The sequence below is a fragment of the Mucilaginibacter sp. P4_D1 genome (assembly GCF_056401935.1).
The window spans coordinates 126474-145793 of the sequence record NZ_JBFUIJ010000013.1 but is presented as its reverse complement, the minus strand read 5'-3'; the positions used below and the strand labels follow the sequence as shown (position 1 = coordinate 145793).

Below are 19320 nucleotides of genomic sequence, written 5' to 3'. Positions count from 1 at the left end.
TATAGAGTGCGGCGGCATGTTAATAACCAATGCTAAACATAGCGTGCAAGGCTATTTGATTGTAACTACCGTAACTGCTAAAGTCATACGGCTGGTAATTCTCCAGGCGTGTTTCGTAGCCGAGGCTTAGGTCCAGGCCGTATTTTTTTGATTGTTTAAACCTGAACGCATAGCCCCAGCTACCGCAAGGTCTTTTGCGCTGCCGCCCCGATGGCTAATCGGGGTGGCCCGCTGATAGGTAAACGCCATGCTAAGTAATAAATATGCCAATCCCGGATGTAAGTTTCATCCGGGATTGGCATATTTTTAATGTATGAGCCGTAATTATAAATTCAAAAATCCTGAAGGATTATATTTTGTGAGCTTTGCTACGGTGTTTTGGGTAGATGTGTTTGTTCGGCTGCACTACTTTGATTGTTTGGTGAGAAACCTCAATTATTGTGTCGACAATAAAGGCATGGAAATTTATGCATGGTGCATAATGCCGAGCCATGTACATTTGGTTTTCAGATCGACAATTCAAAAACCAGAAGACCTGATCAGGGGTTTTAAATCGCTTACGTCAAAGCAAATGATAGCTTTAATAAAAGATAATAACTAGGAAAGCAGGCGGGAGTGGCTGCTAAATTCATTTAAAAAAGCAGGTTTGGCTAACAGCAATAACACCAGTAACCAGTTTTGGCAACAGCATAACAAGCCCATTGAATTATGGAGTGCAGCCGTAATTGACCAAAAAAATTGACTATACGCATAATAACCCGGTCGTAGCAGGTTTTGTAGAAAACGATTATGATTACCTGCACAGCAGTGCACGGGATTATGCAGGTACTACGGGATTGGTAAAAGTAATAACTACGTGGCGCACCGTCCTAAAGGCATGGCGTATACTTAGCATGCGGGCCACAAGTGAGGACACTTGAGGCAGCGGGGGGCCAGCAGTGGCGTGCGGCAGAGGATGAAATCGTCCGCCTTTGTGTTCTGTCCCCTCAGGTTCTCTCAACGAGGAACCTGAGGGACGAAAAGTGCCCAGGCCCCGTAAGGAAACCTCAGGGTCCTTTTTCAAAGAGACCCCGAGGGGACATAAGGGGACAACGTGAAGGCATCATCGTTAAAAGAATTGCCGAAAATCTTCCGGTAATATTCGCCTTACCGGGAAGAATACATTGTGCAGGTGGTCAAAATCGCTATCGGTTGTGATTAACTGTAAGCCTAATAAGGCTGCTAACGACGCGATCCACAGGTCGTTTTTCCTCATATTTCTTGGAGTTTCAAACGGATATTCCTTAAAGGTTGGATTTAACCTTTGCGAGTATGCGTCGATCTCTGCATAAATATCAACATACGATTGGCCAATCTCTACAATATTGATCCCATCTAAAAAATCATGCAGAATGGCCGCGCGTTTGGCACCCCAATTATTTTTAAGCGCTAATGATTTAATTTCGGCTTCAGATGCTACCGAGATATACAAGGTTGAATTATCAGGATTAATAAAATCTACAAAACTATCGGTGTTCCTTGTCCTTGAAATAAAAAGCAGAATATTGGTATCCAGTAATAAATTCATTACTTATCGTTGGCCATTTGTTTTAATAAGCCAGCCCATTCTTCTTCGGTAAAAGGCTCTGGTTCAGGCGATTTTTTAAGCGCTTTTTTAAGTGTTTCGTTATTCTTGCCTGCTTTTATCCCAAAAGCGGTAGTTCCGCCGGCGGCAATAATTTCTTCTGGAGATACACTCTTGTGAGTCCTGGATGCGTCTTTACCTGTTAAGTTCGTTTTCATATTTGCCTCCTTTCTACTACCAAATATACGCATATTTCAGCGTTAAAAAAATGTGGGTTTACGTTCCAACGCCCCTGTATGCGTTCGATTTTTCTGATTTTTTTTAGCTTTTCTGTCCCCTCAGGTTCTCTCAACGAGGAACCTGAGGGACGATGCCCGTCGTGTTCCAATAATTCATCGCCTGGTACGCCGCCTCAGGGTCCTTTTTCAAAGAGACCCCGAGGGGACATAAAAAGTCTTACTTCTTGATTCTAACCTCTTGACTCTTCTCATTGCGGCAGCGCGAATACTTACGGTAGCGATGGGTTAATCTGTTTTTTGTAACGTAGCATATACCTCAAGTAATTTATCCAGCTCGGCCTTTGATTTGCAGTTGCCAAAGGCGTGAATGTATGCAGGCCAATCGGTGCCGCTGTTACTGTTGGTAATTAGTTGAACCTGGTATTTACCGTTACAATCATTAAGCGTCCAATTCTCATTGTTGCCAAACAAGTAAGCTTTGGTTTTCTGCTCCTTACAGCTGTCATTTGCGGCAGGAAACAATGCGGGGTTGTTACCCATATAAAAGCCACCCTCAAACCCTGTTGTGTTGGTAGTATCAGCAGGATAAAAGTAATAAACCGAAAAATCGGGACCCTTACTTTTTTTAATAATATAACCACCCGGCAACCCAATGCTGTATTTTAATCCGGGTATTTGTTTCGTGGTCAACGTTTTTTTAAAGGCGCTGTCGGGCAATTTATGAGCGCCGGGTTTGCAGGCAATTAATGTAAATAATAGGTAAATAATTGTGATTTGGTATGGCTTCATTTTGTTTAGGTATCCAAAGCCAAGTTAACGTAAATTATGGATAGCCTGGTAGCCTGAGAGTACAAATTACCTGTCGTTGGCCATTTGTTTTCTGTCCCCTCGGGTTCTCTCAACGAGGAACCTGAGGGACGATGCCCGGTGTGTGCAAATAATTCATCGCCTGGTATGCCGCCTCAGGGGCTTTTTTCAAAGAGACCCCGGAGGGGGGATAAAGCGCCATGTCCCGTAAGAAAGCCAAAAAAAGTCTTAATTCTTAATTCTAACCTCTTGACTCTTCTTATTGGGCATGCCCCCCCGCCGGTAGAAACGGGGGCCGGGCTTTACGTTCATACTGCGCAAGGCATTAGCCACAGGCCGGTACCCACTTCAATCCCTCATGCAGGAAGATGGGGGAAGCGTTGGGCTTTGTGGGTTATTAAAATATCGTGATTTGGATGAGGCCTGCGGCAGTGGGAGTATTTTGCTGTAGCGGGGAGTTTCCGTGAGGGAAGTTTGCTATCAATCCCTATTTTTAAATATAGCCATAATTAAAAAAATAGCAACTTTAATTTTTTAAGTATCAGATAATGAGTTCTTAATATATTAAAAATACTAAATGTTGCTGTTTATAACATCGTGTGTTAGAAAGGAAGATATAATATTAATTTATTAATTTTCAGCTACTTAAAATTAAAACCTAAAATCTCTATTTTTTTATATATACCTTTAATCAAAAATCTCAATAAATATGGACTTTACTAATCAAATTGAAAGCAGTTATGAAACTGCAAATGTTGCTTCAAGCAATGAGCAAATTGTTGTAGAAGCCAGCAAGGTACCTAACTCCGTACTACAAAGGTTAATGGAAGAAGTTAAAAACGATCAGGCAAATGATATGTTTGCTTATGATCGTGCACACAATCGTCACAACCGTTCTTAATACGCCTAATGGCTTTTGAAGCGCTGGATTCCGGACTCGACACTGTTCTTGTAAAAGTAGCCAGTAGGTGCAATATTAACTGCACCTATTGCTATGTATACAACATGGGCGACGATAACTGGTCGCACATGGAGAAATTCATGTCGCCGGATACCATTCTCGCGCTTTGTGCTTCGTTAGCCACTATCGTTGCTCGTCAGCGAAAATGCTTTAGTGTTGTACTGCACGGCGGTGAACCATTTTTATTAGGTGAAGCGCGGCTTGAATATTTGCTCAAAAACCTTCGTTCTGTTTTACCCGAGTACTACCCCATTAGTATACAAACAAATGGAATGCTGATCTCGGTTCCCATTTTGGATATTTGTTCGGCTTATAAAGTTAGCGTAGCGGTGAGTATCGACGGTCCCGAGGAAGTACACAATAAATATAGGCTTACGCATAACTCTCAAGGCACTTTTGATAAGGTTATCGAGGGTATAAATATTTTGAAGGCTCATGCTGATGCAGAATTTTTATATGCAGGCTTATTAGCCGTAATCGACCCTTTGTCTGATCCTTCGGAGGTGTATCATTTCTTTAAAGGGCTTGATGCGCCAAGTGTCGACTTTCTGTATAAAGATGGCAATCATACCAATTTGCCACTAAATAAATCTTCTCTTTTTTCAGTCGAGTACGGAAACTGGATGGTTAATCTGTTGGAAATTTATCTAAATGATGCTAATCCTACTAAAGTGAGGGTGTTGGATGATATGATAAAATCTTTAATAGGTGGTATTGTTACAAAAGAAGGCTTAGGATTAACGGATTTCGCAATCGTAATCATCGATACTGATGGAACGATCATGAAAAACGACACTTTAAAAAGCACATACAATGGTGCCGATAAATTTCAACAGCCATTAAACATCAAAGATGCTGATTTAGCTGATTTTCTAAGATCCGGGGAATTTGATGAATACCGAAAAATGCAACGACCAACAAATGTAAAATGTTTGAACTGCCCTGAATTGCATGTTTGCGGTGGTGGTATGATATTGCATCGCTGGAGTAAAGAAAATGAATTTAATAATCCCTCGGTTTATTGCGCCGACCAGTTACACCTGATCAAAAACATACGCAAAGCCTTGGCTCAATATCACTTGCAAAATGTATGAAGTTTGTTTTGATCTGGATTCTGCAAAAGTTAAACAAGAACCCTTTCCCCATTTTAGCATAGGTAACGTACTTCCGTCTGGTACGATATCGGCGTTATTTGATTGGTTCCGGCAAACCGATGTTTGGAAATTGGTTGAAACGGATTTTTACGAGCAATACGAATTTAGTTTACTACATGTAGACTTACCAGATGATTTAAAGTTTTTAATATCAGAAGGCACACTAAATTACATTGGGCAGCGATATATTCAGGAGTTTGGTGTAGATGGGCTTGATATCGTTGATATTGTTGCACATAAATTAGTAAATGAACAACGGATTGGCGTTCATAATGATTTTATCAACGGAGAGGAAACTCACCGAATGGTTTTACATATTAACCCACTTTGGAAAGAAGAGAACGGAGGGCTGTTGCTTCTTTTTAATTCTTCCAAAGTTGAAGACCTTTCGCAGATTGTTAAACCATTGGATAATACGGCTTTTGGCTTTGAAATATCACGTCGTTCCCATCATGCGGTTTCTAAGATATACGATTACACAAGATATACGATTGTTTATACTTTTAGAAAAAGTTAATCATGCGGTCAGAATTTGAGGTTAAAAACTGGCTGAAAGATTGCAGCGTTTTGTGGGATACTTCAATTACTCCGGTATTGATTCATGAAAATAAAATAAGTGATAATACAATTGAAGGTTACAGTATTTCTAAATGTATTGATGGTAATTACGACAGTGAGAGATTAATTCCTATCAGTTCAACTCATGATTCAATATTTTTAGAACTTCCCGCGGCTTCAATAAAGAGTTTTTATAAAAGTCATGGACTTGAGCCTGTATGTTTTTCACAAGGAGAGGAAAAAACAGCCCTCAGACAAATAAACAGTGCTTTACTTTTGCTTAAATCTGTTGCAACTATATACAAGGACATACTTCAACTGGTTAAAACGATTCAAATTATTCGATCAGAAACCGCAGAAACCGATGTCAGTTATAGCCATCCAGAAATTCCCTTTTCGATCTTCATCTCACTGGTTGATGATACGTCAATGATATCTAATTTGCGCATTGCTGAATCCATTATCCATGAATCAATGCATCTCAAGCTTACTTTAATTGAAAATTTGGTACCATTAGTAATTCCCGATTCAACGGCGATTTATTATTCCCCCTGGCGTAAAGAAGAAAGACCTATTCGCGGGGTCTTACATGGTCTGTTTGTATTCAAAGTAATATTGGAGTTTTATAAAATTTTTGCGAGTAAAACAACAACTAAGAATGTCACTGAATACTTAAGTGTTCGTCAAGCCGACATTAAGTTGGAGATCAAACAACTGTCAGGTTTTTTCAAATCACCAGGATTAACTGAAGAAGGAAAGGATTTAGCCTTTAAGTTATTATGATATTTTGTTGCTTGAGGTAATCTATTGCCATGGCTGAAAACTTGGCATCTTTTTTCACACAGTTCTTTAAATAACGTTTGGCTCGAGAAACAGCGTTGAAATCCAAATTAGCAATTATTGTTAGAATTCGGTCTTCGATCTCATTCAAGTGTTTTCTTCGTTCCTCATTCAATCCTTCTCTATCAAGTTTGCAAATGTCTACAGTTTCCTTTCCCTCTATCGAATAACCTCGAATAAATTCGTTAGTAAATTTGATGTGATTTCGCGGATCTTTTAAGCCAGAAGGATTTAATAACAACGGTTTTTCTAACGCGACCTTCCCATTATGATTTATTGCCCTTTTTGTTTCGTCTTTTAATGGAAATATATTTCCTTTTTTGATATTACAAGGGCCACAAACGAAAAATAAGTTATCCCATAAATAACCTAACCAATAATATCCGGGCTTCTTTAACTTATCTTTCCGCTTAGCTTTATAGCCAGATTTAGGTCGATAGTGTTCTACCGCACCATACTCGTCGACTTGTTTCTTTTCGCAAAAACAACATTTCCCATGTTGCGCCCTTTTCAGAGCCGTTTTTATTGTGGCTGCATTGTATATTTTACCGTGAATTACAAATTTAGATCGACTGCTGTTGTAGGCCGCTGGGTCAGCATCATAAAGGGAACAATTCTTTTTTGTTTCTGCTATCCCCTTTATTAGCAATGAAGATGGTGGTGAAACAGGTTTAGTTATTTGGATCATATTGTAATAACTTTACCAGTCTTTTTGTAATCTGATATAATCTGCCTGATTACCTTTCTTTCTTCTATTTCAGCTGAATTTTCACCAGACGGATAGGCAGACAGTTCTGTGGTAATTCGTTGCAATTCATTTTTTTCTTTTGCGCTGAGTTTATCTTTTGCGATAAGTTTGCTTCTTTTTTCTAAAAGGTTGGCATATTCAATTCCTCTGGCTGATCTCAGACCAAAGTACTCACTGGTTAAAATTTGATCGACTCTCCAACCATCTACATCTACGGGTTCATTGATAATCTCAACGCCATCTTCGCCAGATTTCAAAATTGCAAAATTTGAACTCAATGCAGATTGAACCATCAATGGGCTATGGGCTGTTGCAATAAATTGAATATTCGGAAAATGTTTAGATAAATTTGCGATTATATCTATTTGCCATGTAGGGTGCAAATGCAAATCAATTTCATCAATGAGCACAATCGCAGTTTCGGCTAAAGGGTTGGAGCTTGTTGGATACTTATTAAAGAGCCTCCAAGATAAATCAACCGACCAAGAAACAACGGTGCGGTATCCAAGGCTGAAATCATCAAAAGGAATTTTTTCTCCATGTTTAGTCGTGATCAATACTTCGCCAGGTTTAAGTTTGTTGTTAACTAATTTAGGTGTCGTTATCTCTACGTCATCCAAATTATGAAAATCAGGGAGTAGAGAAATTAACATCTCCTTGACCCTCGATAAATATTTCTGGTATTTTTCCTGCTCTGATTTATCTGACCCTAATGCAGCATAATTGACAGTATGAAGGATTTCTTGAGCATCGTAAAGCACCGTTTTTTCATTAATAAAGCCGGGAATCATATCTACCAAGTCATCCACGTCTATGTTTTGTTTTCCAAGATTTCTTGAAGCGCTGTAAGCATAAATCAAGACTTCATTATTATAAAAGGTTTCCCCTTCCATAATCAGGTCAGACCTTACATGGGATAGTTCCCCTTTATTATCAAGATCGATATCAATCTTTGTATCGCAAGTGTTCTTTGAAGTAGACAAGGTCTTAGATTGCAATTCTTTGCCTGCCTGAAAAGTAGCCGTGATATATGAGGTGTCTTGATAAGTCGCGGCATTCTTTCGTACAAGGCTTATCAGTAATTCATTTTGCGCATCATTAATACTTGGTGCCGGTTTAAAATCGGCAGGCGTTTTTTCTTTGGTGTAAGGTAAATACGGCCTCATCCAAGCAACACTTTGTAATAATGTTGATTTTCCTATTCCATTATCGCCCAAAATAATAGTCCACTGCGGTAATGTTCCATCTTTTAACTCAAAATCTAATTCAACTTCACCAAAAGTTCTGATATTTTTCAGCTTCAAATTTTTAATATAAATGGGAATCGATTTCATAGTTTATATTTGATGCAAATGTAATAATAATCATTTTCGACTAAATAAAGTAAAACCACAATAATAACCTTCACTTCCCAGTTACCGCAGGTCCTTCTCCTATCTCAGCTCAAATGTTGCGTGGCTACCCGCGGATTACGTCACCTGTGACTTTATAGCCGAAACCTATCGTGAAGCACAGGCTGCCTACGCAAAGCCCGACATACAACGCCTTCGCTAAAACATTTTAACACGATAGCCTTCTTTTTGAAAGACAGATACACCACCTTAATAACCTGTGCGAAGATAAGTGTCGCTTCGTATGTGGTTAAGTAGTTTATGTTCAATGTATTTATTTACAAAGACTCTCGTGATCCCCAAAATTGTCAGCAGAACAGCTTCGGGCGAAAACGGGCAAAACAATGCGGGGCTGTGCGGCTGCAGGGCATAGGAAGTTTTTGCATGCGCGGAGGGGAAGGTGCCCCGGGGCAAAATAATTCCAGCCCAGGTTTTGCCCGTTTTGCAGGGCAAAGGCCAGGAGCGCAAAGAAGCATTTCTGGTGACTTGAATTTTTGGTTACTTTTGTTTCAAGACAAAAGTAACAGCCCTCCCGCGGCAATTGAGCGGGCCGATGTAGTAGTTTCTACAAAGTAATTTCGTAATCAACAACACATGAAGCAGGGCGGATGTTGCTGGCGTAATGACATAGTGTTTGTTTTGCTAAATCGTTCCCCGAAAGCAAATAGTTCATTAACCCCTCCCTGCCTTAGCCCGCATTGCTATCGCGCCCCTCCCGATGGGAGGGAACTGGGAAAAAGCAAGTTCGGTATACGAAAGGGAATCGTGGTCCCAAAATCGTCAGCAACACCCCTCCGGCCCTCTCGAGAGGGGAATGGCGCATTTCCGCCGCTTTTTTAAAGGGATCCACAAAATACTATGGCGTCCACAAGAGTTCCATTTGCAACCATGTCATAACTGTTTTTTCCAGCCTAAGCTGGTGGTCACCCGCAATTATGTATATTTTATATTTACACAACGATATGGATAACAAAAAAGATTATTCAGCAATATTCATTTAATAAACCTTAACCTTACACTATGGCAGCACCTTACATGACCCCCGGCGTATACATTGAAGAACAAAACGCGTTTCCCAATTCGGCAGTAGCCGTAGAAACCGCGGTACCGGTATTTATAGGGTACACCGAAATTGCAACGTACAATGGCAACTCACTGCTTCATAAAGCAACCCGGATCACATCACTCGCCGAATACCAGGAGCGGTTTGGCGGCGGGTTTAAATCCAGGTTCGCCATTGCCGATGCTAAACCGAAGTCAGCGGCATTCGTGGTGGCCGGCAACGCAAGGGAGTTAAAAATTAATGATAACAACACCGCTTATCTTTACAACAGCATACGCTTGTTTTTTGCCAACGGCGGCGGTCCATGCTACATCCTTGCTGTAGGGACTTACGGCGATAAGCCTGGTGGTTTTAAAATAGCGGCCGCCGATTTTATCGGCTCCGGAGAGAAGCCGGATAGTCCGCTACAGCTTTTGGAGCGTGAATCCGAGCCTACGCTGATTATAGCCCCTGACGCCATTGCATTGGGCGAGGACTGCTACACCCAGGTATACACTGCAATACTACAGCATTGCAAAATGATGCAAAGCCGCTTTGCCATCTTCGACCTGGTTAAACAACAAGCAGGTGATAACACGGCAGATATTGTAGAATCCTTCCGTAACAAAATAGGCAATGATGCGCTGAATTATGGAGCGGTATATTACCCATGGCTAAAAGCCGCTATCGTACAGTCGGAAGAGGTTGATTTTGAAAATCTGGATGATTCCGTCGATCTGGAAACTACATTGCCCGAACCAGTGGCACAGGAGGTAATTAAAAAATATAAATTAACCATTGGCGACTTTGACAAAGCACTTGCCGGGCTAACCGATGCTGCCGAAATAGCCAAAAAGAGGGCGGATATCGATAACTTCAAGAGAAACTATCACCAGGCGCTTAAAGCTGTCAGTCCTACTTATGTTTACATTCTGGAAACAATAAGGGAAAGCATGAATGAATTACCACCGGCCGGGGCAATGGCTGGTATTTATACCATGGTTGATACCAGCAGGGGTGTATGGAAGGCGCCTGCCAACGTTTCGGTAAGTATGGTGAACGCGCCCTCGGTAGATGTGTCGGACGAAGAGCAGCAAAGCCTGAACATAGATGTGAACGCCGGCAAATCAATCAACGTGATACGTGCGTTTCCGGGTATCGGCACCCTTGTATGGGGCGGCCGGACGCTGGACGGCAACAGCACCGATTGGAAGTATATTAACGTAAGGCGCACGCTGATCATGATCGAACAATCGCTTAAACTGGCAGCGAGGGCCTTCGTTTTCGAACCCAACGATCCCAATACCTGGATTACCGTAAAAAGCATGATGGATAACTTCCTGGTTAATTTGTGGAAACAGGGAGCCCTCGCAGGAGCAGTACCCGAACAGGCGTTTTCTGTACAGGTTGGCCTGGGCAGTACAATGACTGGTGATGATATCCTGGAAGGCAGGATGTTAATCAACGTAAAGTTGGCCATCGTTCGCCCTGCGGAGTTCATCATAATCACATTCCAGCAACAAATGCAGCAATCGTAGTAAATGCCCATGCTAAACCATTTTAGCATAATGGACTTTGATATGGTGCTTTATTAACCGGTAAAAAAAACCTTTGCTAAACCATTTTAGCAATATAGCTTATGGTGGATTTACACAGTTCGCGATTGCCAGGCTACGCTTATAATGACATATTAGTTGTGAAGCTCTGAAGTAGACATATCATCAACATTTTTTCAGGACGTGTCGATGGCAATCACATAAAATTAGGTACCCTGTAGCCCGCGTTAGGGATGGCAGCGGATACCGGCCCGAGCTTAATGYCGGTGCAGTATGAGCGCACAGCCCGGCCCAGTTTCTACCAACGGGGAAACGCCCATGTGATTTTTTCCATGTTGAAAATATGGTGCCTAACCGATGCAAATTTGGTGTAACCCGGGTGTGCCGACGGTGGGATAAAAAGTAGCGTTATTTTGCGCTTTTTTGTTCTTTAAGTGTGAAAATAACAATTAAAAACGCGCCAAAAAACAACCTTTTTTTAAGAAAATTACCTGTGTGAATTTGTATACTATTTGTATAACATTTGTATGAATTTTTGATGTTTTTGTGTGCTTTTTTGCACCATTAGTATAGGATTTGTATCCTGTTTTTGGATATATATTGTTTAAGGTTAAATTCATAGCAATTTTTGCGTTTTTGGAGTCAACGCCGGTATTGCCCGGCGATTTTGTTATATTAGCACAACAACCATTTTAACTATTGCCATTGAAAAACAAACTTATTTTGGCGCTGATGCTCCTGCTGGCGTCGGCTGCTGCCCGGGCGGCACAACCCGGTGCCGATACGGTGAAAACGGGGGTGTATATTACCAGCATCCACGATATTAATTTTAAGGATAAGGAATACACCATTGACCTTTGGCTATGGCTGAAGTACAAAAACCGCAAGTTTGATTTTGTGCAAAACCTGGAGGTGCCGCAGGCCAAAACGGTTACTAAATCGTTTTCTACCATCGATTCGTCAGGTAGCAAGGTGTACCTGCTTATGAAGCTGCAATGCGTAATGAAGGATTCCTGGGCCATTAATAATTTCCCTTTTGATAAGCAGAAATTGCGCTTTTCGATAGAGAATTCGCAGTTTGATTCGCACTCATTGGTGTTTGTACCCGATACCCTGGGCAAACACTTCGACCCCCGCTTTACCCTGCGCGGCTGGCGTGTTGACAGCCTGGGCATAGCCGCCGGCATCAAGAAATACGAAACCGGCTTTGGCGATTCCACACTGGCCAAACCCCATACCGAATACAGCAACTTTAAGGTTACCCTGAAGATAGCCCGCGACGCGATGGGCTTGTTTTGGAAGATGTTCCTGGGCATGTATGTTGCCTTCCTGATAGCGTACATGTGCTTTTACATCCATACCGACAGTATAGATTCGCGGTTTGGGTTGAGCGTGGGCGCTTTATTCGCGGTGATTGGCAACAAGTATATCATCGATTCGGCCCTGCCCGAGTCGACCACCTTTACGCTGGTGGATACGCTGCATGGCACAACGCTGTTTTTTATACTCTGCATTATTATATGCACCGCGTACTCGTTACGGCTGATTAAAAAAGAACAGGAGGCCAAAGCCAAACGCTTTGATTTTATATGCGCACAGGTGCTGCTGGCGGTTTACCTGCTACTGAATGGCTGGTTTATATACGGCGCTGTTAATTGATTATCAGTTAGTTTTAAGTTTTGAGTGCTGAGTTTTGAGTTAAGAAGGCTTTTTAGACTTAGAACTTAATACTTAAAATTCAGTGCTTCAGACTCAAGACTCAGAACTCAAAACGCAGCACTCAAAACTTACTACCAGGTTAACTTCAACAATGCTACGCCTTGCCGGGGCAGGGCGATAGTGGTATTTAAAAGGCCGGCTTTAACCTGCAATTTTAGGGGCTTGCCAACAGTTTGCAGTTGCCCGGCCTGCTCCAGTTGTTTCACCTGGTTGGGCGTAGGGTTTTGCGGCGATCCCATTTTTTTCCATACCTCGTAGGAGTTACTGTGCTGGTTATCAATTTGATATTGTACAAGGGTTGCAACGCCTGCGGGCAGGTTGCTGAGCGTTACTGTCACCGGCTGACCTGGGGCCTGGATATCATCGTCGTGATAATTCCATACCATTACGGTTGCCTGTTTTTTGCCTTTGGCCGCCAGCGCGCCAATATCGGTGTGGCTGCCCCGCATGCCCGAGTCGGTAACGGCGGTAAGCGGGTACATCTGGCTGGCGTTAACCTTAAGCCGTTTGCCCTGCATCATCCCAAACATCCGGAATACGTTAAGCACCGGCTTATCAACCCCGTTGGTAGCCAAATCCCTGAACCCATAAAACCAGGGCTGATTTTCAAACTCAAACGACCAGGATACCGCCCCCATAAAGTTTACCCCCAACGAATCGGCCAGTAAGTACTTGCGTGCAAAGGAAGCCGCCGTATAGCTGGAATACATGGTGCCGTTGCGGTAAGCGTTGGATGGATTTGTGGCCATACCACAGGCCGCACAGCCTTCCGGGTCAGATTCGCCGATAACGATGGGGATGTTTTTGGTTTGCGGGTACGATGCCACTATTTTAAAACCTTCGCGGATATCGCGCATTTGTGGCGCCATATTCATGCGTACATGGCCATTAACCAATGTAGGCTGCCCCTTGGCATGAAAGGAAATAACATCAAGCGGCGAGCCTGTTTTACCGGTGGCATAGTTGGTGCCGGTAAGGCAATGTTCAATAAATGCCCTCAAAAACCTCATCCCACCCTGGCTCGATCCGCCTGCTATTTCGGGACCACCAATTTTGGCGGTAGCTAAGGCCCTGCGCAGGCCCTGGGCCGCGTAATCATACATCTTAAAAAACTCGGGCATGGTGCCTTTCCAATAGCTTATGTTGGGCTCGTTCCATACTTCCCAGTACCAGCTTTCTACTTCTTTTTTGCCATAACGGGCAACCGAGTGTTTTACCCACTGGTATATCAGTTCTTCCCATTTGTTGTAATCTTTAGGCGGATAGGCCCAGCCGGTGTAAATGTCATTATAGTCGTCGCCGGGTTTCCAGTGATGGCGGTAAGGCTCGGGATGGGTAGATAGGGCCTGGGGCATAAAGCCTATCTGGGCGTAGGGTTTCATGCCCAGTTTAATATAAGTATCAAATATGCTATCAACCAGGTGCCAGTTGTAAACGGGCTTCCCGTTGGTATCTTCGGTATATGCATTGGTCGATCCCCACTTGAGGGCTGCTTCGCCATCGCCGGTGGTAAGCAGGTTATGTACCCGCATGTGTACCGGTGTGGGGCTTAAAGCGGCCAGGTGGGCAAGCAGTTTACGGCCATCTTTCATGTAGGTGTAGTTGGGCTCATCGTGCCCAAACCACGCCCAAATGGGGCTCATGTCGCCGGTTTCGGCATTTAAATCTATGTTAATAGTGGCGGTTTGCTGCTGTGCGTAAATGCACTGGCTTTTTAGCAGCAATGTAAGTAAGCTTAAAAGCGCAAATCCTGTTTTGATACTCATGGCCTGGATGTTTGGTTTATTAGCGGGAATAACAACAAACATAGCACATTACTTGTAATTTTCACACTTAATTAGCAAAAGTTTTACGTTGATTAAATTTTAGCTATCGCGCAGATATTCATGGCTTTACGGCTTGTAAAACCCAATTTTTGATATACTTTAATTGCATTGATATTGCTTTGCAACACATGTAAAAACGGAATTCCGCCTGCTTCTATAATCAGACGTAACTGGTGCATAATAAGGCGGCTGGCGTAACCCTTCCCCTGGTGATCGGGGTGATTGCAAACAGCGCTTACCTCCATATAGGGCAAAGGCTGCAACCTGCGCCCCGCCATAGCCACCAATTCATCGCCAATAAAAATGCCAAAGTAGCTGCCAAAATCGATAGTCCGGTTAAAAAAGGGGCCGGGATTTGTTAGTTTGGTGAGTGCCAGCATAGCTGGGATATGCTCATCAGTTAACGGTGTAAAGGCAATATCGGTAATAGCTGGTGGCGCAGGGTTTTCATAAACCATTTGCAGGCATTTCATAGGATTTACTACTTTCCACGGTTCGGGTATTTCGATGTCTCCGGGGCTAAAAACCGCTATAGTGCGTTTGGGTTGAACAATATTATAAAGGGCGGCGAAATTTTCGGGTGTGTTTTGTATCATTCCGGCAAAAGGAGATACGTCGGGCAAAAAGCATTTAACTGTAGCCGTACCTTCTGCAAGGTTTTGATTACCTGTTACAGATGCATTCCAGGCGGGATTATCAAGAGGGTGTTCCATGATTACAAATGTAATGATTGGCTTTTTTATCGATGTGATAAATAGCTACAATGTCATTTGCGGTATGATTATGGGAGCGTGAAAGTTAGGGCATTTGTTATTGCAACGGAAAACCCGGCGTCTTCACTAAAATAGCGGACGCACGTATGCCGACGTCTTTACCGGCAGATGTGAGCCACAGCGGATGATTTTTTTGTTTTCATGAACGGAGGCGTTGATTACCGGAATCATAACGCATTTTTTCAACGAAATATACAACATTAGCAACATTATGATTTATCAATAAATAATGATAAGTTGGTATTCATTTCCATATAAACCGGGGATCAGCATAATGGAAGATAAAAAAGGTCGCAGAAGCTTTTTAAAAAAGGTGGGTGTTGGCGGAGCTATGGCCATGATGCCGGCTGCTGTTATCAGTATTGCAGATGCCAAAGCGTTGGGCGAACCCGCTGAGGATATCAACGATATTTCGGGCAAACCACTAAAGCGGGCGTACAATACAGCCTACACCGGCGATCATTTAAACCGGGTTGCTTTCCCCATAGGCGGTATGGGCGCAGGTATGTTTTGTTTGGAGGGTACAGGTGCTGTTTCGCATGTATCCATACGCAATAAGCCTGATATTTTTAATGAGCCAGGTATATTTGCCGCCATTCACGTAAAGGGTGTTGCCAGGGGAGCGAAGCTTTTGGAAGGCCCGGTACCCGATTGGAAAAAGTTTGGCCTCCGTGATGCGGGCAATGGCCTTACCGGTTCAACTACTGGCTTGCCGCGTTTTCGTGCCGCCGAGTTTAAAACCGAATTTCCGTTTTGCCATATTAAACTTATCGACCAGGATATCCCTTTATCTGTTGGTATTAGCGGGTGGAGCCCATTTATCCCTACTGATGACGACAACTCGAGCCTCCCTGTTGGGGCCATTGAATATCAATTTGCCAATACCGGCACATCTAAAGTTAGCGCGGTGTTTAGCTTTAACGCCCGCAATTTTTGGGGCGACGCAAAAGGAAAGGACGCGGTACTGCCTGCAAAAAACGGATTTACCGCTACAGCTACCGGCAACGGCGAAACCAGTTTTCCTTTAGATTTTACGGCATTTACCGATGATGACCATACGGTTGTTGATCATTGCTGGTTCAGGGGTGGCTGGTGGGATCCGTTTACCATGGCCTGGAACGCTATAAAAGATGGCCGCGTGGTTGATAATCCTGCTGTGCCTGCCAATGCCCCCGGCGCCAGCCTTTACGTGCCTTTTGATGTAGCACCCGGCAAACAAAAAACAATAAAGGTGATGCTGGCCTGGTACTCGCCCGAAACCCGGTTAACGTTTGGCACTCCGGGTAAAAAGAAAGAGGGCTGCGATCCGGCTTCGGGCTGCTGCAATTCGCCGGCAGATATTGGTTTGGATAAGTACGACAAGGATTTTGGTGGTAAATTTTATAAGCCCTGGTATAGCAGCCGTTTTGAAAATATTGATAGCGTAAGCAATTACTGGCGGCAAAATTATAACGACTTAAAAGCAAAGTCGCGGTTGTTTACAAAGGCGTTTTATGCCAGCACGCTACCGCCCGAAGTTATTGAAGCGGTAGCCTGTAACCTTTCTATTTTAAAATCGCCAACTGTAATGAGGCAGTACGATGGCCGCCTGTGGAACTTTGAGGGCTGCGGCGACGACTCGGGCTGTTGCCATGGTTCATGTACCCATGTTTGGAATTATGCCCAGGCCATTCCGCATTTGTTCCCCGCGCTGGAACGCAGCCTGCGGGCAACCGAGTTTTGCGAAGACCAGGCCGAAGACGGCCATCAAACTTTTAGGGCCAACCTGCCGATAAACCCGGTAACGCACGATTTTCATTCGGCTGCCGACGGGCAGCTTGGGGGCATCATGAAGGTTTACCGCGACTGGCGCATCAGCGGCGATAACGATTGGCTTAAAAAAATATTCCCCATGGTAAAAGTGAGTATGGATTACTGCATCAAAACCTGGGACCCGCGCCACAAAGGCGTGATAGAAGAACCGCATCATAATACTTACGATATTGAGTTTTGGGGAGCCGACGGCATGCATACCAGCTTTTACCTTGGCGCGCTGCAAAGCTTTATAACCATGGGCAGGTTTTTAAAACAGGATGTTGGGATTTACCGCGATTTGCAGGCCAAAGGCAAGGCGATGATAGAAAACGCGCTTTACAACGGCGAGTTTTTTATACAGGAAATTAACTATACCAGCCTTAACGCCAAAGATCCATCCAAAGAAAAATCATACGGCGGCGAATACTCAAAAGAGGCCGAAGCATTGCTGCATACCGAAGGCCCCAAATACCAATATGGCAAGGGTTGCCTGAGCGACGGCGTACTTGGCGCCTGGATAGGCCGCATGTGTGGATTGGAGGATGTTATCGACAGCAAAAGAATAAACAGCCACCTGCAATCGGTATACAAGTACAATTTTAAAACCGACCTGAGCGAACATGCCAACCCGCAACGCCCATCATTTGCATTGGGTAATGAGGCCGGCCTGCTGCTTTGCACCTGGCCCAAAGGTGGCAAGCTATCGTTGCCGTTTGTATACAGCGACGAAGTTTGGACGGGTATTGAACACCAGGTGGCATCGCACTTAATGCTCACCGGCAATGTGGCGGAGGGTTTAAACGTGCTGCGTGCGTCACGCAACCGCTATGATGGCAAAGTGCGCAATCCCTTTAACGAGTACGAATGCGGCCACTGGTATGCCCGCGCCTTATCAAGCTATGGCTACCTGCAGGCACTCACCGGCGTAAGGTTCGACGCGGTTACCGGCGTATTACATATCGATTCAAAAATTGGCGATTTTACAAGTTTTCTATCAACAGCAACAGGTTTTGGTACGGTAACGCTAAAGGCAGGCAGGCCATCGTTAAATGTTGTTTACGGCAGCATTGATGTGAAAAAGGCGATGGTGAGTGGGAGGGAAGTGGTGATGGGGTGACGGCATTTGTGAAGTAAAAATGCTCCCTTAAAAGACTTGCGAAGTTTCTAAAACTTCGCAAGTCTGGCATTATCATGATCTTTACGCCGTCAATTCCACCTCCGCCAGTTTCGTGCCCTCAATCCTGGCTTTTATTTTCGCAAAGGCGGTTTCGCGGGTTGTGGATACATCGTCGCAAAATGGCGAGAAGCCGCAATCGTCGGTGGTGCCCAACTGGTTTGTGTTAATAAACACTGCCGCTTCAAGTACCCTGTCGCGCACTTCTTCTGCGGTTTCTATTACGGGGTTAAGTACATCTATTACGCCAATAAATACTTTCTGATTGGGCTTAAGATATTGTTTAATGATCTTCAAAACTTTTACCCTGTCGGGTTCGCTGGCCAGTTGCAAATAAAAACTACCTACGTGCAGTTCAAATAAATCGGGTAAAAAATCGGCGTAATCAATATCCGCGCTATGGGTCGAGTCGTGGTCGCCGCCGGGGCAAACGTGTACGCCCAATTTTTGCTGTTCTTCAGCGGTAAAACGATCAAAAACCTGGTTGTTAAGGCCAATGAAGTGTTTCAATACACCGCCGGATGAATCGAGTTTTAACGATAACCGTCCTTCGGTAAAGTCCATTTGTACCTTATATGCGCCCTGCTCCAGGCAAAGCCTGATGTCTTTTTCGCATTCATTTAACAGGTCGGCAATAAATTCAGCTTGCGGATAGCCTTCGATGCCATCTAGTGGGTAAATTAAGCTAAGCGCGGATGCCGATATGATGGCCTGCTTAACGGGCAGGCTGGTTAATTTTTGAGCGGCTGCAAGATATTTTGATGCATAATTACCGTACATGAAAGGCCCCTTGGTAAGCAATGGCAACCGGCGCGAGTGACCATCCTCAAAATTGATGGTCATGCCTTCGGATGTTAGGTTGGTTAAACCTTCCAGTGGGTAGGTAACAAAGCTCGATTTGGTTTGCTCTCCATCGGTAATAACGGGTGAGCCGGTTTCTTCAAACTCTTTTACCGTGTCGGCAATTGCAGCTGCATAGAGTTTATTAAGTTGATCGGCATTGGCTTGCGTGGTAATAGCCGTTACAAGCTCAGGTGACCTCGGAATGCTCCCGATAGGTTCAGTTTGGATTTTCATAGACTTTAAATTGGGTTTATAGATTACATAAATCTACCGCAATTTTATATGGAATAAAAAATATTGCCTGGTAATTATTATAATAACTTGCCAGATG

General features: G+C 43.7%; 17 protein-coding genes. 9 read left to right on the top strand and 8 right to left on the bottom strand.

Annotated features, from left to right (window positions below):
* Positions 1-313: 313 nt before the first annotated feature.
* Positions 314-601 carry a transposase gene (locus AC1DV1_RS14195; RefSeq protein WP_477360222.1) on the top strand — a complete coding sequence of 96 codons (288 nt, stop codon included), beginning with the start codon at positions 314-316 and terminating at the stop codon, positions 599-601.
* Between the two features lie 124 nt (positions 602-725).
* Positions 726-920, top strand: a complete 195-nt coding sequence (locus AC1DV1_RS14190; RefSeq protein ID WP_477360220.1) for a hypothetical protein — start codon at positions 726-728, stop codon at positions 918-920.
* 188 nt (positions 921-1108) lie between these two features.
* On the opposite strand, the gene AC1DV1_RS14185 is transcribed toward AC1DV1_RS14190, so the two are convergent.
* The 3 genes from AC1DV1_RS14185 to AC1DV1_RS14175 all read right to left on the bottom strand — a co-directional run bounded on the left by AC1DV1_RS14185 (position 1109) and on the right by AC1DV1_RS14175 (position 2592).
* Positions 1109-1567: a type II toxin-antitoxin system VapC family toxin gene (locus AC1DV1_RS14185; RefSeq protein ID WP_477360218.1), complete on the bottom strand. Its 459-nt coding sequence runs from the start codon at positions 1565-1567 to the stop codon at positions 1109-1111.
* The gene (locus AC1DV1_RS14180; protein WP_477360216.1) at positions 1567-1782 is read right to left on the bottom strand and encodes a hypothetical protein; all 216 of its coding nucleotides are present in this window, start codon (positions 1780-1782) and stop codon (positions 1567-1569) included. The genes AC1DV1_RS14185 and AC1DV1_RS14180 overlap by 1 nt, the downstream gene beginning before the upstream one ends.
* A 306-nt stretch (positions 1783-2088) precedes the next feature.
* The gene (locus AC1DV1_RS14175) at positions 2089-2592 is read right to left on the bottom strand and encodes a hypothetical protein (protein WP_477360214.1); all 504 of its coding nucleotides are present in this window, start codon (positions 2590-2592) and stop codon (positions 2089-2091) included.
* Between the two features lie 727 nt (positions 2593-3319).
* Between AC1DV1_RS14175 and yhhA the strand changes: the two genes are divergently transcribed.
* Genes yhhA through AC1DV1_RS14155 form a run of 4 tightly spaced genes read left to right on the top strand, consistent with a single transcriptional unit; the run spans position 3320 to position 6066 of the window.
* Entirely contained in the window at positions 3320-3511 is a 192-nt protein-coding gene (gene yhhA / locus AC1DV1_RS14170) for a YhhA family cyclophane-containing RiPP (RefSeq protein ID WP_477360212.1), read from the top strand.
* An 8-nt stretch (positions 3512-3519) separates the two neighbouring features.
* Positions 3520-4665, top strand: coding sequence for a cyclophane-forming radical SAM/SPASM peptide maturase YhhB (yhhB, locus tag AC1DV1_RS14165; RefSeq protein ID WP_477360210.1), 1146 nt, complete (start codon positions 3520-3522; stop codon positions 4663-4665).
* Positions 4658-5242, top strand: coding sequence for a cyclophane-containing peptide 2OG-Fe(II) oxygenase YhhC (gene yhhC / locus AC1DV1_RS14160; protein ID WP_477360208.1), 585 nt, complete (start codon positions 4658-4660; stop codon positions 5240-5242). The genes yhhB and yhhC overlap by 8 nt, the downstream gene beginning before the upstream one ends.
* A 2-nt stretch (positions 5243-5244) precedes the next feature.
* Positions 5245-6066: an aKG-HExxH-type peptide beta-hydroxylase gene (locus AC1DV1_RS14155; protein WP_477360206.1), complete on the top strand. Its 822-nt coding sequence runs from the start codon at positions 5245-5247 to the stop codon at positions 6064-6066.
* Here AC1DV1_RS14155 and AC1DV1_RS14150 read toward each other — a convergent pair.
* Positions 6053-6811, bottom strand: coding sequence for an HNH endonuclease family protein (locus AC1DV1_RS14150; protein ID WP_477360204.1), 759 nt, complete (start codon positions 6809-6811; stop codon positions 6053-6055). The two genes, AC1DV1_RS14155 and AC1DV1_RS14150, sit on opposite strands and share 14 nt — an antisense overlap.
* Positions 6808-8205, bottom strand: coding sequence for an AAA family ATPase (locus AC1DV1_RS14145; protein ID WP_477360202.1), 1398 nt, complete (start codon positions 8203-8205; stop codon positions 6808-6810). The genes AC1DV1_RS14150 and AC1DV1_RS14145 overlap by 4 nt, the downstream gene beginning before the upstream one ends.
* Positions 8206-9282: 1077 nt before the next feature.
* Here AC1DV1_RS14145 and AC1DV1_RS14140 point away from each other — a divergent pair.
* Positions 9283-10842, top strand: coding sequence for a phage tail sheath family protein (locus AC1DV1_RS14140; RefSeq protein WP_477360200.1), 1560 nt, complete (start codon positions 9283-9285; stop codon positions 10840-10842).
* A gap of 723 nt (positions 10843-11565) precedes the next feature.
* Positions 11566-12519: a ligand-gated ion channel gene (locus AC1DV1_RS14135; protein ID WP_477360198.1), complete on the top strand. Its 954-nt coding sequence runs from the start codon at positions 11566-11568 to the stop codon at positions 12517-12519.
* Between the two features lie 131 nt (positions 12520-12650).
* Here the strand turns inward: AC1DV1_RS14135 and AC1DV1_RS14130 are convergent, their stop codons facing one another.
* Together AC1DV1_RS14130 and AC1DV1_RS14125 are read right to left on the bottom strand one after the other, a co-directional pair.
* On the bottom strand, positions 12651-14345 hold the full coding sequence (locus tag AC1DV1_RS14130; RefSeq protein ID WP_477360196.1) for a GH39 family glycosyl hydrolase: 1695 nt from the start codon (positions 14343-14345) through the stop codon (positions 12651-12653).
* Positions 14346-14437: 92 nt separating this feature from the next.
* The gene (locus AC1DV1_RS14125; protein WP_477360194.1) at positions 14438-15118 is read right to left on the bottom strand and encodes a GNAT family N-acetyltransferase; all 681 of its coding nucleotides are present in this window, start codon (positions 15116-15118) and stop codon (positions 14438-14440) included.
* Between the two features lie 334 nt (positions 15119-15452).
* Here AC1DV1_RS14125 and AC1DV1_RS14120 point away from each other — a divergent pair, with 334 nt between their 5' ends.
* Positions 15453-18089: a GH116 family glycosyl hydrolase gene (locus AC1DV1_RS14120; RefSeq protein WP_477360192.1), complete on the top strand. Its 2637-nt coding sequence runs from the start codon at positions 15453-15455 to the stop codon at positions 18087-18089.
* 81 nt (positions 18090-18170) lie between these two features.
* Here the strand turns inward: AC1DV1_RS14120 and AC1DV1_RS14115 are convergent, their stop codons facing one another.
* Positions 18171-19223, bottom strand: coding sequence for a cobalamin-independent methionine synthase II family protein (locus AC1DV1_RS14115; protein WP_477360190.1), 1053 nt, complete (start codon positions 19221-19223; stop codon positions 18171-18173).
* Positions 19224-19320 lie beyond the last annotated feature (97 nt).

Excerpts from the sequence above, each read along its gene's own strand:
- AC1DV1_RS14155 (WP_477360206.1), top strand. The coding sequence starts at position 5,245 with ATGCGGTCAGAATTTGAGGTTAAAAACTGGCTGAAAGATTGCAGCGTT.
- AC1DV1_RS14180 (WP_477360216.1), bottom strand. The coding sequence starts at position 1,782 with ATGAAAACGAACTTAACAGGTAAAGACGCATCCAGGACTCACAAGAGT.
- AC1DV1_RS14150 (WP_477360204.1), bottom strand. The coding sequence starts at position 6,811 with ATGATCCAAATAACTAAACCTGTTTCACCACCATCTTCATTGCTAATA.
- AC1DV1_RS14185 (WP_477360218.1), bottom strand. The coding sequence starts at position 1,567 with ATGAATTTATTACTGGATACCAATATTCTGCTTTTTATTTCAAGGACA.
- yhhC (WP_477360208.1), top strand. The coding sequence starts at position 4,658 with ATGTATGAAGTTTGTTTTGATCTGGATTCTGCAAAAGTTAAACAAGAA.
- yhhB (WP_477360210.1), top strand. The coding sequence starts at position 3,520 with ATGGCTTTTGAAGCGCTGGATTCCGGACTCGACACTGTTCTTGTAAAA.
- yhhA (WP_477360212.1), top strand. The coding sequence starts at position 3,320 with ATGGACTTTACTAATCAAATTGAAAGCAGTTATGAAACTGCAAATGTT.
- AC1DV1_RS14140 (WP_477360200.1), top strand. The coding sequence starts at position 9,283 with ATGGCAGCACCTTACATGACCCCCGGCGTATACATTGAAGAACAAAAC.
- AC1DV1_RS14145 (WP_477360202.1), bottom strand. The coding sequence starts at position 8,205 with ATGAAATCGATTCCCATTTATATTAAAAATTTGAAGCTGAAAAATATC.
- AC1DV1_RS14115 (WP_477360190.1), bottom strand. The coding sequence starts at position 19,223 with ATGAAAATCCAAACTGAACCTATCGGGAGCATTCCGAGGTCACCTGAG.
- AC1DV1_RS14130 (WP_477360196.1), bottom strand. The coding sequence starts at position 14,345 with ATGAGTATCAAAACAGGATTTGCGCTTTTAAGCTTACTTACATTGCTG.
- AC1DV1_RS14175 (WP_477360214.1), bottom strand. The coding sequence starts at position 2,592 with ATGAAGCCATACCAAATCACAATTATTTACCTATTATTTACATTAATT.
- AC1DV1_RS14125 (WP_477360194.1), bottom strand. The coding sequence starts at position 15,118 with ATGGAACACCCTCTTGATAATCCCGCCTGGAATGCATCTGTAACAGGT.
- AC1DV1_RS14120 (WP_477360192.1), top strand. The coding sequence starts at position 15,453 with ATGGAAGATAAAAAAGGTCGCAGAAGCTTTTTAAAAAAGGTGGGTGTT.
- AC1DV1_RS14195 (WP_477360222.1), top strand. The coding sequence starts at position 314 with ATGAGCCGTAATTATAAATTCAAAAATCCTGAAGGATTATATTTTGTG.